Source organism: Streptomyces sp. NPDC008313, assembly GCF_042956125.1.
Lineage (GTDB): Bacteria > Actinomycetota > Actinomycetes > Streptomycetales > Streptomycetaceae > Streptomyces.
The window spans coordinates 32,496-47,443 of sequence record NZ_JBIBFR010000025.1 but is presented as its reverse complement, the minus strand read 5'-3'; the positions used below and the strand labels follow the sequence as shown (position 1 = coordinate 47,443).

The 14,948-nt window shown below is 70.2% G+C and carries 11 protein-coding genes and 1 tRNA gene; 7 read left to right on the top strand and 5 right to left on the bottom strand.

Annotated features, from left to right (window positions below; all coding sequences use genetic code 11):
- The first annotated feature begins 35 nt into the window (after positions 1-35).
- From ACFY93_RS28070 to purM, 5 genes are all read left to right on the top strand, one after another.
- Positions 36-1,400, top strand: a complete 1,365-nt coding sequence (locus ACFY93_RS28070; RefSeq protein ID WP_391364092.1) for a hypothetical protein — start codon at positions 36-38, stop codon at positions 1,398-1,400.
- A gap of 94 nt (positions 1,401-1,494) precedes the next feature.
- Positions 1,495-2,289 (top strand): sterol carrier family protein, encoded by a 795-nt coding sequence (locus ACFY93_RS28065; protein WP_391364091.1) that lies wholly within the window; start codon positions 1,495-1,497, stop codon positions 2,287-2,289.
- Between the two features lie 168 nt (positions 2,290-2,457).
- Complete coding sequence (locus tag ACFY93_RS28060) at positions 2,458-3,255, top strand: META domain-containing protein (RefSeq protein WP_391364089.1); 798 nt, start codon at positions 2,458-2,460, stop codon at positions 3,253-3,255.
- 61 nt (positions 3,256-3,316) lie between these two features.
- Positions 3,317-4,843 carry an amidophosphoribosyltransferase gene (purF, locus tag ACFY93_RS28055; protein WP_391364087.1) on the top strand — a complete coding sequence of 509 codons (1,527 nt, stop codon included), beginning with the start codon at positions 3,317-3,319 and terminating at the stop codon, positions 4,841-4,843.
- Positions 4,844-4,912: 69 nt separating this feature from the next.
- Positions 4,913-5,986 carry a phosphoribosylformylglycinamidine cyclo-ligase gene (gene purM / locus ACFY93_RS28050; RefSeq protein WP_391364085.1) on the top strand — a complete coding sequence of 358 codons (1,074 nt, stop codon included), beginning with the start codon at positions 4,913-4,915 and terminating at the stop codon, positions 5,984-5,986.
- A 96-nt stretch (positions 5,987-6,082) separates the two neighbouring features.
- Here the strand turns inward: purM and ACFY93_RS28045 are convergent, their stop codons facing one another.
- Together ACFY93_RS28045 and ACFY93_RS28040 are read right to left on the bottom strand one after the other, a co-directional pair.
- A complete protein-coding gene (locus tag ACFY93_RS28045) occupies positions 6,083-6,337 on the bottom strand; it encodes a DUF3073 family protein (RefSeq protein ID WP_391364083.1) in 255 nt (84 codons plus the stop codon).
- A gap of 322 nt (positions 6,338-6,659) precedes the next feature.
- Positions 6,660-7,742 carry a Glu/Leu/Phe/Val dehydrogenase dimerization domain-containing protein gene (locus ACFY93_RS28040; protein ID WP_391364081.1) on the bottom strand — a complete coding sequence of 361 codons (1,083 nt, stop codon included), beginning with the start codon at positions 7,740-7,742 and terminating at the stop codon, positions 6,660-6,662.
- A 325-nt stretch (positions 7,743-8,067) separates the two neighbouring features.
- Here ACFY93_RS28040 and ACFY93_RS28035 point away from each other — a divergent pair, with 325 nt between their 5' ends.
- Both ACFY93_RS28035 and bldC read left to right on the top strand, forming a co-directional pair.
- The gene (locus ACFY93_RS28035; protein ID WP_391364079.1) at positions 8,068-8,910 is read left to right on the top strand and encodes a hypothetical protein; all 843 of its coding nucleotides are present in this window, start codon (positions 8,068-8,070) and stop codon (positions 8,908-8,910) included.
- 665 nt (positions 8,911-9,575) lie between these two features.
- A complete protein-coding gene (bldC, locus tag ACFY93_RS28030; RefSeq protein ID WP_003949541.1) occupies positions 9,576-9,782 on the top strand; it encodes a developmental transcriptional regulator BldC in 207 nt (68 codons plus the stop codon).
- A 497-nt stretch (positions 9,783-10,279) separates the two neighbouring features.
- On the opposite strand, the gene ACFY93_RS28025 is transcribed toward bldC, so the two are convergent.
- The 3 genes from ACFY93_RS28025 to hrpA form a co-directional block, all read right to left on the bottom strand.
- Positions 10,280-10,480, bottom strand: coding sequence for a DUF6274 family protein (locus tag ACFY93_RS28025; RefSeq protein WP_391364076.1), 201 nt, complete (start codon positions 10,478-10,480; stop codon positions 10,280-10,282).
- A gap of 209 nt (positions 10,481-10,689) precedes the next feature.
- Positions 10,690-10,764 (bottom strand) — tRNA-Asp (locus tag ACFY93_RS28020).
- A 94-nt stretch (positions 10,765-10,858) separates the two neighbouring features.
- On the bottom strand, positions 10,859-14,803 hold the full coding sequence (gene hrpA, locus ACFY93_RS28015; RefSeq protein WP_391364074.1) for an ATP-dependent RNA helicase HrpA: 3,945 nt from the start codon (positions 14,801-14,803) through the stop codon (positions 10,859-10,861).
- Between the last annotated feature and the right edge of the window lie 145 nt (positions 14,804-14,948).

The window sequence follows — 14,948 nt, the reverse complement described above, 5'->3', positions numbered from 1 at the left end:
CGTTCTCCGGCGTCGGACATGTACGGGGGAGAGTCATGAGGGAGTCGAACCGCGCTGAGCTGAACCCGCCGTCGGGGGCCGGATGTTCTCCTGTGCCGTTCCCCCGTTCACGATGGCTCACCCCGGACCGCGGCAGCCGCCCTCGCAACGCGTTCAACCAACTGTTCGCCCTCGCGGCAGTGTTCGGCATCCTGGCGGCCACCTGGGGGCTGTGGCTGGAGAACGAGGAGCGGCTGGACCGGAAGGCCAGCCGGCAGCGGATCACCGGGGCCTGCGCGGGACTGGCCGACCCCGGCAAGGTGCTCGGGCTGAACGGCGGGACGACGCGGGTCCGTCCGGGAAGCCGGAGCGGCGACCGGTTCGCCTCGCACGCGCTGCCGGGCACCTGCGTGCTCTACCGGGTCGGCGAACCGGGCACCACGTACGGCCACTTCGAGCTGAGCGTCCACACCGACCCCAGCGGCCGGTACGCCCACGTCCTGAGCGGGACGGAGGATCCCTTCGAGGAGCGGGCCCGCGAGCACACCGGCGACCTGACCCGGGTGGCCGACGAGTCACCCGAGTACCCGCTCGACGCCCCGGGCGAGGACGACGGACGTGTCGGCCACTACGGGGACGACAGCGCCGACGTCAAGGTCGTCTGCGAGAAGGGCGAGGCGGCCCGGGGTGGGACCGGCCAGGTCACCTCGGTGAACGCCGTGGCGCGCGCCGACTACGAGCATGTCGGCCTCGCCGACCGGCTGGCCCTCGTCGAGCTGGCCCGCGACGCCGCGTACAAGGCGGCGAAGCGCATCGGCTGCACCCCGGAGACTCCCGCGCCCCTCGTCGCCCGGCTCTACATAGCGGACGCCCGCCTGGTGAAGGCCACCTCGCCGAAGGCCGGCGGGACCTGCGGCTGGTACCGGCGGTTCGTCGAACTGGAGGGTCTCGGCAAGCTTCCCGACCGCGCGCTGTCCGCCCCCGTCGGCGAGCACTCCGTCACGGAGAGCTGCCTGCTCGCGGCGAGCCCGGCCCAGACGAGGCGGGTGTGGCCGACGCTCGCCCGGGAGAAGACCGACTCCGTCCGGCTCGACGACGTACTGGACCATCAGCCCTGGTGGATACGGACCGACTCGTTCTTCGGGGACGAGGCGCGCGAGGTGGTGGCCGAGCGTATCGGTGGCCACCGGACACCCGCACGGCCCGGTACCGCGGGCGTCGACCGGGCGGCCGGGGTCTGGTGGGCCTCCTCCACCTGCGAGGGCCGCCCCGCCGTGCACACCTTCACCATCGGACTCGGCTACGACGACGCGGCCCGCCCCCGGGCTCGCGCCGCCTTCAAGGCGTACGTCGACTCCGTGACCGAGAGCCGCGGCTGCACCGGCGTGACCTTCCCGAAGGCCTCGGCCTTCCGCCCGTAGCCAGGAGCTGCCTTCTCCCCGGCCCGCAGGGGTACGCGGCCGAGCTTCGGGACTCCGCGGCGCGAGCCGCCGGGCAGGTCCTAGGCTTTCCGCCATGCCTCCGGTCAGCAAGCGCGTCCGCAAGTACGACTCCGGCAAGATCCGCGCGGCGGTACTCGCGCAGTTCGGGCACGTACGGGAGGCCGTGCGCGGTCTGAGCGACGAGCAGCTGGAGCGGGCCACCGGGCTCGGGGACTGGACCGTGAGGGACCTGGCCGCGCACGTCACCATGGCCGTGGAGACCGTCAGCCGGAACCTCGACCGGGAGGAGCCGGCCGCGACCGCGCTCGGGCTGCCCGACTGGCCGTCCGCCACCGCCGCGCGGGCCGCCGACATCGCCGACGCGGTCCGGGAGCTGGCCGAGCGGTATCCCGACCTCGACGCCCTCTACGCCCGTACCGAGGAGCGCGTCACCGAACGCCTGGCCACGGCACCCGACGCCCGGCTGCTCGGCACCCGCACCGGTGCCATGACGCTCGCCGACTACCTCGTCACCCGTACCGTCGAACTCGTCGTCCACACCGACGACCTGAACCGCGCGGCCGGAACCGAGATCCCCCTCGACCGGCAGGCGCTGGCCGCCTGCACGCGGCTGCTCGCCGACGCGCTGGCGGTGAAGGCGCCCGGAGCGTCCACGGAGGTGCGGATCCCGCCGTACGCGGTGGTGCAGTGTGTGGCGGGCCCCCGTCACACCAGGGGCACCCCGCCGAACGTGGTGGAGACGGACCCGCTCACCTGGATCCGGCTCGCGACCGGACGGACGCGGTGGGAGACGGCGCTCCACGAGGCCCGGGTCAGCGCCAGTGGGGAACGCGCGGACATCAGCGGCCTGCTCCCGCTGATGGGCTGAGCACCCGCCCTCCTGCCGGCCGAGCACCGGAGCCCGCCGGCGCGAGGCCGGCCGAGCACCGGAGCCCGCGGCCGCGGTGGAACCGGCAGGCGCTCAGGTGGGAACCGACTCGCGTCCCGGCTCGCGTCCGGATGGAACCGGTACCCCCACCTCTCCCGTCGAATCGGCATGTACAGGCACCGACTGACCCTCACGGCCCTGGCCCTGCTCCCGCTGGCGGCGGCCTGTGGCACCCAGAAGGCAGGCAGCGGGAGCGTCGACGCCGACGGGACGCGGATCACGGGCGTCCACTGGACGGTGGACAGCGTCACCGTGGACGGGGCCACGCACCGCGCCCCCGACGGAGCCGGCGTGGAGATCGGCGAGGACGGCGATGTCCGGGGCGACTACGGGTGCAACCACTTCCGGGCGACCGCCACCGTCCGGGGCGACCGCATCAGCCTCGGCGACACCACGAAGACCGAGATGGCCTGCGAGGACGGTCCGATGGCCTTCGAGAACACCCTCGCCCGCACCCTCGCCGACGGCCCGCTGCAGGCCGAGGCGGAGAAGGGCACCCTCACGCTCACCACCGGGGACGGCGACCGCGTCCGCCTCACCGAGCGGCAGGACGCCCCGCTGGGCGGGACCAGGTGGAAGGTGACGGGCATCGGCACCTCGAACGCGGCCCGGCCCCTGCCGAAGGAGGCCGGTAAACGGACGTACCTCACCTTCGACACGAAGCACTCCTCCGTCGGAGGCCGCCTCGGCTGCAACCGCGTGTCCGCCCACGCCACGGTCCGCGACGGACATATTACCCTCGGCAGGCCGATCACGACACGGATGATGTGCGACCGCTCACTCATGACCGTCGAGAAGAGCCTCCTCGGTCTGTTCGACGGCACCGTCAGCTATCGGGTGGATCACCGCACCATGACCCTGACCAGCGAAAACGGCACAACCGTGAGTGCTGTCGCCGAAAAGTGACCCCCAGGGGCCGCGGATCCCCAATTCGGACCAGTGGTCGATCTCGCCTACACTCGGTGGCGTGCCACGTGGTGACGGTCGACTCAATCATGATCTGCTCCCCGGTGAGAAAGGCCCCCAGGACGCTTGCGGCGTCTTCGGTGTCTGGGCCCCCGGCGAAGAGGTCGCCAAGCTCACTTACTTCGGGCTCTACGCCCTCCAGCATCGAGGCCAGGAATCCGCGGGAATCGCGGTCAGCAACGGCTCCCAGATCCTCGTCTTCAAGGACATGGGCCTCGTGTCCCAGGTCTTCGACGAGACCTCTCTCGGTTCGCTCCAGGGTCATATCGCGGTCGGACACGCCCGCTACTCGACCACGGGTGCCTCCGTCTGGGAGAACGCCCAGCCCACGTTCCGGGCCACCGCGCACGGCTCCATCGCGCTCGGCCACAACGGCAACCTGGTGAACACGGCGCAGCTCGCCGAGATGGTCGCCGGCCTCCCCAAGGAGAACGGCCGCGCCACCCAGGTGGCGGCCACCAACGACACCGACCTGATCACGGCGCTGCTCGCCGGCCAGGTCGACGACGACGGCAAGCCGCTGACCGTCGAGGAAGCGGCACCCAGGCTCCTTCCGCAGGTCCAGGGCGCCTTCTCGCTCGTCTTCATGAACGAGCACACGCTCTTCGCGGCCCGTGACCCGCAGGGCATCCGCCCGCTGGTCCTCGGCCGTCTGGAGCGGGGCTGGGTCGTCGCCTCCGAGTCCGCCGCCCTCGACATCTGCGGCGCCAGCTTCGTCCGCGAGATAGAGCCGGGCGAGTTCGTCGCCATCGACGAGAACGGCCTGCGTACCTCGCGATTCGCGGAAGCGAAGCCCAAGGGCTGCGTCTTCGAGTACGTCTACCTGGCCCGTCCCGACACCGACATCGCCGGGCGGAACGTGTACCTGAGCCGGGTCGAGATGGGCCGCCGTCTCGCCAAGGAGGCGCCCACCGAGGCCGACCTGGTCATAGCGACGCCGGAGTCCGGGACCCCGGCCGCGATCGGTTACGCGGAGGCCTCCGGCATCCCCTTCGGTGCCGGCCTGGTGAAGAACGCGTACGTCGGACGTACGTTCATCCAGCCCTCGCAGACGATCCGCCAGCTGGGCATCCGGCTGAAGCTGAATCCGCTCAAGGAAGTCATCAAGGGCAAGCGCCTGGTCGTGGTCGACGACTCGATCGTGCGCGGCAACACCCAGCGCGCCCTCGTCCGGATGCTCCGTGAGGCGGGCGCCGCCGAGGTGCACATCCGCATCTCGTCCCCGCCCGTGAAGTGGCCCTGCTTCTTCGGCATCGACTTCGCGACCCGCGCCGAGCTGATCGCGAACGGCATGAGCGTCGAAGAGATCGGCACCTCGCTGGGCGCCGACTCCCTCTCGTACATCTCCATCGACGGCATGATCGAGGCGACCACGATCGCCAAGCCGAACCTCTGCCGTGCCTGCTTCGACGGCGAGTACCCGATGGACCTCCCCGACCCCGAGCTGCTCGGCAAGCAGCTTCTGGAGACCGAGCTCGCGGCGGGTCCCGCCGCCACGGCCGCGGCCGACGCGATCCGTCGCCCGTAGGTCCCGCAGCACAGTCGCCCGTCCCTCCCCGCAGCACTACAGCTGTACGACACGAAAGCTCTCACTGTCATGTCTGAGACTGAGACCACTGGTGCCAGCTACGCGGCTGCCGGCGTCGACATCGAGGCGGGCGACCGCGCCGTCGAGCTGATGAAGGAGTGGGTGAAGAAGACGCGCCGCCCCGAGGTACTCGGCGGCATCGGCGGTTTCGCCGGCCTCTTCGACGCCTCCGCCCTCAAGCGCTACGAGCGGCCGCTGCTCGCCTCCGCCACCGACGGCGTCGGTACGAAGGTCGACCTGGCCCGCCGGCTCGGCGTGTACGACAGCATCGGCCACGACCTCGTCGCGATGGTCATGGACGACATCGTCGTGTGCGGCGCGGAGCCGCTGTTCATGACCGACTACATCTGCGTCGGCAAGGTTCACCCCGAGCGGGTCGCCGCGATCGTGAAGGGCATCGCCGAGGGCTGTGTGCTCGCCGGCTGCGCCCTCGTGGGCGGCGAGACGGCCGAGCACCCGGGGCTGCTGGGCCCGGACGACTTCGACGTCGCGGGCGCCGGCACGGGCGTCGTCGAGGCCGACGCACTGCTCGGTCCCGACCGCATCCGTTCGGGTGACGCGGTGATCGCCATGGCGTCCTCGGGACTTCACTCGAACGGGTACTCACTCGTCCGGCACGTCCTTCTGGACCGGGCGAAGCTGAGCCTGGAGGCACGGATCGAGGAGTTCGGCCGGACGCTCGGCGAGGAACTCCTGGAGCCCACCAAGATCTACTCGCTGGACTGCCTGGCGCTCACCCGGACCACCGGGGTGCACGCCTTCAGCCATGTCACCGGCGGCGGCCTCGCGGCCAACCTGGCCCGGGTGATCCCGGACGGGCTGCACGCGATCGTCGACCGCGGGACCTGGACACCGGCTCCGGTCTTCGACCTGGTCGGCACCACGGGCGACGTCGAGCGGCTGGAGCTGGAGAAGACGCTGAACATGGGCGTCGGCATGATCGCGATCGTCCCGCAGGAATCCGCGGACGTCGCGCTCTCCCTCCTCGCCGACCGCGGCGTGGACGCCTGGGTCGCCGGTGAGATCACGGAGCGCGGGGACCACGCGACCGGCGCGGCCCTGATCGGTGACTACGCGAAGTAGGGCGTAAGCCCGCGTCAGAGGACAGCACGAAACCCGGTCCGGCGCTGATGCCCCGGACCGGGTGAAGTGCAGTCGCTACGGCAAACCCGTGGCGCGTCAAGCGCCGCGACGCTGCGACGCGGAACCGGACTCCTCGTCCTCGTCCTCATCGTCGTCGTTGTAGAGATCCGCGTACTGGGCGTACGGGTCCTCTTCGTCGTCGTCGTCCTCGAACGGCTCGCCATTCGGCGGCTGGCTCGAAGTCGAAGCGCCCAGCTCGTTGGCCAGACGCGACAGGTCAGTCCCGCCGCTGTTGTACTTCAGCTGGCGGGCGACCTTCGTCTGCTTGGCCTTGGCCCGGCCGCGCCCCATGGCTCGACCCCCTCGGTGACGGGGCTCGACGGCCCCAGAGTCTTGACACGCGTTCATGATCTAGAACGGGCTCTCCGTGGAGAGACCGGTCCGTAGGGCTTCCACGGTACCTGAGCCCGCGCCCATACGGTACGTCGCCCGCAGCACGCGCCTTCACCCAGGACCCTCGAGGTGCCCCGTCCTCGCTGGTCAACCGCGATTTTAACCTCTTCTTGGCGAACGACCCGCCGACAAGAGTGAGAGTTGTCTCCAACCTCTCCTGTCGGCGGGGTCCTGACAAGTACCGAGACGGGCCGGCCTCCGTTCCCGGCGGCCGCCCGACTCAGAGACCGCGGGCCTCGGCCATCCGGTGCTCGGCGATCCGGTCGGCCGCGGCGGCCGGCGGAATACCGTCATCCTTCGCACGTGCGAAGATGGCGAGCGTGGTGTCGAAGATCTTCGCGGCCTTCGCCCGGCACCGGTCGAAGTCGAAGCCGTGCAGCTCGTCGGCGACCTGGATGACACCGCCGGCGTTCACCACGTAGTCGGGCGCGTAGAGGATCCCGCGGTCGGCGAGGTCCTTCTCGACGCCCGGGTGGGCGAGCTGGTTGTTGGCGGCGCCGCACACCACCGTGGCGGTGAGGACCGGCACGGAGTCGTCGTTCAGCGCCCCGCCCAGTGCGCAGGGGGCGTAGATGTCGAGCCCCTCGACCCGGATCAGCTCCTCGGTGTCGGCGACCACGCGGACGGAGGGGTGCTGGTCGGCGATGCGCCGCACGGCGTCCTGGCGGACGTCCGTGATGACGACGCGGGCACCCTCGGCCAGCAGGTGCTCGACGAGGTGGTGGCCCACCTTGCCGACGCCCGCGATGCCGACCGTGCGGTCGCGCAGGGAGGGGTCGCCCCACAGGTGCTGGGCGGACGCGCGCATGCCCTGGTAGACACCGAACGCGGTGAGGACGGAGGAGTCTCCGGCGCCCCCGTTCTCCGAGGAGCGGCCCGTGGTCCAGTTGCACTCGCGCGAGACGACGTCCATGTCGGCGACGTACGTGCCGACGTCGCAGGCGGTCACGTACCGGCCGCCGAGCGAGGCCACGAACCGGCCGTAGGCGAGCAGCAGCTCCTCGGACTTGATTTTCTCGGGGTCACCGATGATCACGGCCTTGCCGCCGCCGTGGTCGAGACCGGCCATGGCGTTCTTGTACGACATACCGCGCGCCAGGTTGAGGGCGTCGGCGACGGCCTCCTCCTCGCTCGCGTACGGGTAGAAGCGCGTACCGCCCAGGGCGGGGCCCAGCGCGGTGGAGTGGATGGCGATGACGGCCTTGAGGCCGGTGGCCCGGTCCTGGCAGAGCACTACTTGCTCATGACCGCCCTGGTCCGAGTGGAACAGGGTGTGCAGGACGCCGTCGGTTACGTCGGTCACGGTGGTGACTCCCGGGTAAGTAGCGGCGGGTGGTGGCGGATCCCCCGGTGTCCCCCCACTTGTGGTCGGGAGACGGTGGCGGGCTCCGTGTCAGGCGGCCAGTGAGCCGCCAGGCATGAGAGTAGAGCCTGTGCCCACCCGCCATCCGCGCAGTGTTCAGGATCACCTCCATGCGGAGTAGCGGCGGCAGGGGCGTGGCACGATTTGCCATGGTTTACCAGTCGTTACCAGTCGCTTTTCCCGTGATCGACGAGTTGCTCGGACGCGGGCCCGGCGGAGCCCCTCGCCCGGGTTTCGCGTCCGGCCCGCTGGGGAGGGAGCAGGCGTGCCCAAGGTGTCCTCGGTGATCGTCCCGTACGCGTCCTATCTGCGTGTCTACGAGCCACTGGCCGCCTTTCCGGAGCCCGAGCGCGGCCACTGGTCCCGCTACGCCCGGCGCGCCGAGCGCCCCTCGTACCAGGACGAGTTGCGCCGCTCGCTCGCCGACCTGCTGCCCACCCCGCCGGTCCCCGTGCCGGTGCACGAGAGCGCGGACGCGTTCGTCCTGGAGGCCGAGGGCGTGCTCTGCGTCTGCCCGTGGCGCACCCGGCTGCGCGGCTGGCAGGCGCTGGCCGAGCTGGCCGGGGACTACCCCGCTCCGGTCCTGGACGCCCTGCTGCCGCCTCTCGTACGCGATCAGGCGGCCCAGGACTACGAGCGTTGGACGGCCGTCAACCCGGACGCGCGCCCGTGGATCCGCACGTCGACCTGGCAGGTGCCGCTGCACTGGTTCGTACTCGTCTCGGACGAGGAGCGGGAGTACGCCAAGGGGTCCGGGGAGCAGGCGCCGGTGCTGCGGTACCGGACGCCGATGGTGCAGGCGCGCCGGCGGGTGGCGCGGGCGCTGAAGACGCTGAAGGACGTGATCGACGAGGGGCCGCTCATCGACGGCCTGGTCGACGTGGGGAGCTGGCTGGAGGAGTTCCATCCGCGTTCGCTGGTGGAACTGGACTACGCGGGGCTCGTGCACGTGCTGCCGGCCGCCCAGCTGGACTCGGACCATTCGGCAGCGGACGTCGCCGAGGGTCTCGAGGCGCTGCGCGGCGGGGACGGTGCCGCGGCCGGCGAGGCGTACGGGCGGCTGGTGGAGCGCTGGCGGGCGGTGCGGGACCGGCGCTCGGCGAACTGAGGCGGTCGCGCGGGGTGGGGCCGGTCGGCGAGGGCTTGGTGCGGGGCGCCGGGCGGGGGCGGGGCCCGGCTCCGGCTGACCGGTGCCCGTGAAGAGGGGGCGGGTGCGGCGGTGCCTGGTGAATCTGTCTCAGCCGGAGGCGGGTTGGGTGGACAGGGCCACACTCCTGTGACGAACTGTGTAGCTTTGGCCTTGACCTGACGGGCCGAAGGGTCGGCATCCCGGACGTAGGCCCCGATCCGGGCTTATGTGTCAAGCGTGACGGACCGCACTTACCTAACCCTTGCGCCCCTTGCCCCTCCTCGTGTCAAAATAGGACAAGGAGTCCGGGGAGGGCTCCGTCCGTCCGTGTTTGGGTGGAATCTCAGCATTGCACGCAATGGGGGGTCTGGTGCCTCCTGATCGCCCTGTGACTGATCGTCACAGTGGCGTGACTGTCCGCTATGGCATGGTCCATCGGCTTCCGTCGCTGATGAACACCTGGGAGGGCAATTCCATCGGTTTGGCCGACGCGGCTGGACAGATGGTGTAGTTGTAGTGCCGAGGACAAGCCGTTCGTCCTATAACCGACTCGACCCGCGTCCGCCATTTCGGGCAACGCGGGTCAAGGTGCAGAATTTAGAGGAATGAACCGATAAGGTTCGGTTCTCCCGAGGAGGCCGCTCATGACCGCTCGCACCCCTGATGCCGAGCCGCTGCTGACCCCGGCTGAGGTCGCCACCATGTTCCGTGTCGACCCCAAGACGGTCACGCGGTGGGCGAAGGCCGGCAAGCTCACGTCGATTCGTACGCTCGGCGGGCATCGTCGCTACCGCGAGGCGGAGGTCCGCGCACTGCTCGCGGGCATCCCGCAGCAGCGCAGCGAAGCCTGAACAACCGCATAACCGGGCAATTCGGTAGGTCCCCCACCTCACCGTAAGGCCCACACCACAGCTCCACACGACGCGGGTTCTGCCCCAACAGGGCCCACGCCCGACCCGGTTCCACAGGCTTTCATGGGTGCGTCGTCGATCGCGCTGGACTCCGCCGAGTCCAGCGCGATCTTTTTTGTGCCCTGGTCACACGCGGAGCGGGCGGTCTCTGCGCGGCCTTGTCGGAGTCTGGGGGCCGGTGTCGGAACTCCTGTGGACGGCCCGGGGAGTTAGTGCAATTGCATATATTAAATTGAGCTGGTGTAGGTAGTGCATAAGCACCGCCGTCCCAAAAACTTATGCGGTGACACCCGTCACATACTCCGCTTCTTGTTACGCCTGGTGTCTCTGCGCTAATAGGGACCGAGGTGGCCGGAGTGTGTGAATTGCGGGTTCTCCGCGGCGGAGGCGGGAGGGCCGGCGCCCGGCCTCCGGGCGCGCCGCCCGTAAGGCGTCTGTCAGGCCGTGGAGGCGCTCTCCTCCTCCGCGGGCGCCGCGCGGCCCCGTTCGCCGCCCGGAGCGGGCTGTGCGGGCTCCATGGCCAGCCGCAGGAGCCGATGGCAGACCGGGCAGCGCCGCGTCAGGTGGCGGTACCCGGAAGCGGCCGCCAGGTGGGCGCGGAGCAGGGCCCGTGTCTCGTGCCGTTCGGACGTCGCCATGACCACCTCCGGCGTCGAGTGCCCTGGCTTCTGGGGTACCCGCGGAATGTGACGCCGTCAAGGACGCGGACGGGAGACGCGGGAGCGTCTGTGACTGATGGGGACGCGTGAGGCTCCGTACCCCTGCCGGTGCGAGCCGTCCCGGACTTGGGAGCGCGGGACATGCGTGAGGGCCCGCATCCTTGACGGATGCGGGCCCTCAGCTACTGCGGTCCTGACGGGATTTGAACCCGCGGCCTCCACCTTGACAGGGTGGCGAGCACTCCAAACTGCTCCACAGGACCAGGTTTCGCAGCCACATTTCTTGCGCTGTGCTGCGAAAAGAGACTGTACAGGAGGGTGGGCCCCCGGTCGAACTCACCCAGCGTACCGGGGGCGTTACGGCGCCAGCGCGTCGATCGCCTTCACGATGCGCTTGTCGGAGACCGGGTACGCCGTGCCGAGCGCGTGGGCGAAGTAGCTGACGCGCAGCTCCTCGATCATCCAGCGGATGTCCAGGGCCGCCTGCGGGACGGGACGCCCCTGCGGCAGCTGCTCCAGCAGCCACGCGTACTCGTCCTGCATCTCGTGGACCTTCTCCATACGGCTGGTGTCCCGCTGGACGCCCGTCGGCATCTGCTGCAGACGGCGGTCCGCGGCCACCAGGTATCGCATGAGGTCGGGCAGCCGGCGCAGCCCCGTCCGGGTCACGAAGCCCGGCCCCACGAGCGCGTCCAACTGCCCCCGCACGTCCGTCAGGTTAGCCAGCAGGGTGGGGCTCCTGGTGCTCTTGAGGCGGCGCTCACAGGCCTGCCAGGCGGCGAGCACCTGTTGCACCTGCCCGACCGTACGGACCGTGGTGTCGACGATCTCCGCGCGCACCTTCTCGTACAGCTTGCGGTACGACTCCTCGTCCCACGCCGGGCCCCCGAAGTCCGCGGTCAGCTTGTCGGCCGCGGCCAGCGCGCAGTCGTCGAACAGTGCCTGGATCGAACCGTGCGGATTGGCGGACAGCGCGAGCTTCTGCGCGTTCGTCAGCTTCTCGGAAGCGAACTTCGCCGGATTCACCGGGATGTTGCGGACGATCAGCCGCCGGGTGCCCTTCCACATCGCCTGCTGCTGCTCGGCCTCCGTGTCGAAGAGGCGTACGGAGACGGTGTCGCCGTCGTCGACGAGTGCCGGGTACGCCTTGACGGGCTGTCCCGCGCGCCGGGTCTCGAAGACGCGGCTGAGCGAGCCGATCGTCCAGTCGGTGAGGCCACGGCGCTCCAGGGACTCGCCGCCGGTCCGCTCGGCGGTGGCCGCGGCGGCCTGTGAGATCGCCTTGCGCGCCTTCGGCTTCAGCCGGAGCTTCAGCGCCTCCAGGTCCTTGTCCTCGGCGAGCTTGCGGCGCCGCTCGTCGACGATCCTGAAGGTGATCTTCAAGTGGTCGGGGACACGCGTCCAGTCGAAGTCGTCGGCCGTGAGGGGGACCCCGACCATCCGCTTCAGCTCACGGGCCATCGTCACCGTCAACGGCTCCTGCAGCGGCACCGCGCGCTCCAGGAACGCCCGGGCGACGTTCGGCGCCGGCACGTAGTTGCGGCGGATCGGTTTCGGGAGGGAGCGGATCAGCTCCGTGACGACCTCCTCCCGCAGCCCGGGGATCTGCCAGTCGAAGCCCTCGTCCGTCACCTGGTTCAGCACCTGCAGCGGTGCGTGGACGGTCACACCGTCCGCGTCGGCGCCCGGCTCGAACTGGTACGTCACCCGGAACGTGAGCCGCCCCTGGCGCCACGCGTCCGGGTAGTCGTCCTTGCTGACGTCCCCGGCGCGCTCGTTGATGAGCATGGACCGCTCGAAGTCGAGGAGGTCCGGCTCCTCGTGACGCTTGTGCTTCCACCAGGAGTCGAAGTGCGCCCCCGACACCACGTGTTCGGGAACCCGCTGGTCGTAGAAGTCGAACAGCGTCTCGTCGTCGACGAGGATGTCCCGGCGGCGTGCCCGGTGCTCCAGCTCCTCGACCTCGGTGAGCAGCCTGCGGTTGTCCGCGAAGAACTTGTGGTGCGTGCGCCAGTCGCCCTCGACGAGCGCGTTGCGGATGAACAGCTCGCGGCTCGCCTCCGGGTCGATCCGCCCGTAGTTCACCTTCCGCTGGGCCACGATCGGCACGCCGTACAGCGTGACCTTCTCGTACGCCATCACCGCGGCCTGGTCCTTCTCCCAGTGCGGCTCGCTGTAGGTGCGCTTCAGCAGGTGGCCGGCGAGCGGCTCGACCCACTCGGGCTCGATCTTCGCGTTGACCCGGGCCCAGAGGCGGGAGGTCTCCACCAGCTCCGCCGACATCACGAACCGCGGGGGCTTCTTGAAGAGCGCCGATCCCGGGAAGATCGCGAACTTGGCGCTGCGGGCGCCCAGGTACTCGTTCTTCGCGCCCTCCTTCACGTCCTTCATGCCGACGTGGGAGAGCAGTCCCGCCAGCAGGGACACGTGCACCTGCTGGTCCGGGGCGTCGTCCTCGTTCGGCTGGATGCCCATTTGCTTGGCGACGGTGCGCAGCTGGCTGTAGATGTCCTGCCACTCGCGGATCCGCAGGAAGTTCAGGTACTCCTGCTTGCACATGCGACGGAACGAGGACGAGCCGCGCTCCTTCTGCTGCTCGCGCACGTACCGCCACAGGTTGAGGAACGCCAGGAAGTCCGAGGTCTCGTCCCTGAACCGGGCGTGCTGCTGGTCGGCCTGCGCCTGCTTCTCGGCGGGGCGCTCGCGCGGGTCCTGGATGGACAGCGCGGCCGCGATCACCATGACCTCGCGGACGCAGCCGTTGCGGTCCGCCTCCAGGACCATCCGGGCCAGCCGGGGGTCGACGGGCAGCTGCGCGAGCTTGCGGCCCAGCGGGGTGAGCCGCTTGCGTACGTCCCTCTCCTGCGGGTCCAGCGCGCCGAGCTCCTGGAGGAGCTGGACGCCGTCGCGGATGTTGCGGTGGTCCGGCGGGTCGATGAAGGGGAACTTCTCGATGTCGCCGAGCCCGGCCGCGGTCATCTGCAGGATGACGGAGGCGAGGTTCGTACGGAGGATCTCCGCGTCCGTGAACTCGGGCCGCGCCGTGAAGTCCTCCTCGCTGTACAGCCGGACGCAGATGCCGTCGCTGGTACGGCCGCAGCGGCCCTTGCGCTGGTTGGCGCTGGCCTGCGAGATCGCCTCGATCGGCAGCCGCTGCACCTTTGTGCGGTGGCTGTAGCGGGAGATGCGGGCGGTGCCGGGGTCGATGACGTACTTGATGCCGGGGACGGTGAGGGAGGTCTCCGCGACGTTCGTCGCGAGGACGATCCTGCGTCCGGTGTGCTGCTGGAACACCCGGTGCTGCTCGGCGTGCGAGAGCCGCGCGTACAGCGGCAGCACCTCGGTGAATCTGTACTTCTTCTTCTCCAGGGCGTCCGCCGTGTCCCGGATCTCGCGCTCACCGGAGAGGAAGACGAGGATGTCGCCCTTGCCCTCGCCCATCAGCTCCTCGACGGCGTCGGTGATCGCCGTGATCTGGTCCCGGTCGGCGTCGTCGCCCTCCTCTTCGAGGAGCGGGCGGTAGCGGACCTCCACCGGGTAGGTCCGGCCGCTGACCTCGACGATCGGGGCGTCCCCGAAGTGCCGGGAGAAACGCTCCGGGTCGATGGTCGCGGACGTGATGACGACCTTGAGGTCGGGACGCTGGGGGAGCAGCTGGGCGAGGTAGCCGAGCAGGAAGTCGATGTTCAGGGACCGCTCGTGCGCCTCGTCGATGATGATCGTGTCGTACGCGCGCAGCTCGCGGTCGGTCTGGATCTCGGCGAGCAGGATGCCGTCCGTCATGAGCTTGACGAAGGTGGAGTCCTGGTTGACCTGGTCGGTGAAGCGCACCTTCCAGCCGACGGCCTCGCCGAGCGGTGTGTCCAGCTCTTCGGCGACGCGCTCGGCGACGGTGCGGGCGGCGATGCGGCGGGGCTGGGTGTGGCCGATCATGCCCCGGACGCCGCGCCCGAGCTCAAGGCAGATCTTCGGGATCTGGGTCGTCTTGCCGGACCCGGTCTCACCGGCGACGATCACGACCTGGTGGTCGCGGATGGCGTCGGCGATCTCGTCCTTCTTCCGGCTGACGGGCAGTTGCGGCGGATACGTGATCTCGGGGAGGCGGCCGCGCCGGGCGGCCATCCGCTCCTCGGCCCGGTCGACCTCGGCCTCGATCTCGGCGAGGACGGCGGCACGGGCCTCCGGTTTGCGGATCTTGCGCGCACCTTCGAGCCTGCGCCCGAGCCGGTGCGCGTCGCGCAGCGACAGCTCGGTCAGGCGGGGGGCGAGGGCGCCGAGGGCGGAAGCGGGGTGCGTGGACATACGGCACCCAGGATCTCACCTCCCCCGAAGCCCTGGCGAACATATTTGCCCCGCGGTGGCACGGGCCCCCGGTGCCACCGCGACCGGGCCCCGGTGCGACGGCCCCGCCGCGCACGGGAAACCCCCGCCGGGACGGCCGGCGGGG

Bases quoted from the DNA above. Each gene is read 5' to 3' on its own strand.
- ACFY93_RS28070 (WP_391364092.1), top strand. From the start codon at position 36: ATGAGGGAGTCGAACCGCGCTGAGCTGAACCCGCCGTCGGGGGCCGGA.
- ACFY93_RS28065 (WP_391364091.1), top strand. From the start codon at position 1,495: ATGCCTCCGGTCAGCAAGCGCGTCCGCAAGTACGACTCCGGCAAGATC.
- ACFY93_RS28060 (WP_391364089.1), top strand. From the start codon at position 2,458: ATGTACAGGCACCGACTGACCCTCACGGCCCTGGCCCTGCTCCCGCTG.
- purM (WP_391364085.1), top strand. From the start codon at position 4,913: ATGTCTGAGACTGAGACCACTGGTGCCAGCTACGCGGCTGCCGGCGTC.
- ACFY93_RS28045 (WP_391364083.1), bottom strand. From the start codon at position 6,337: ATGGGGCGCGGCCGGGCCAAGGCCAAGCAGACGAAGGTCGCCCGCCAG.
- bldC (WP_003949541.1), top strand. From the start codon at position 9,576: ATGACCGCTCGCACCCCTGATGCCGAGCCGCTGCTGACCCCGGCTGAG.
- ACFY93_RS28025 (WP_391364076.1), bottom strand. From the start codon at position 10,480: ATGGCGACGTCCGAACGGCACGAGACACGGGCCCTGCTCCGCGCCCAC.
- hrpA (WP_391364074.1), bottom strand. From the start codon at position 14,803: ATGTCCACGCACCCCGCTTCCGCCCTCGGCGCCCTCGCCCCCCGCCTG.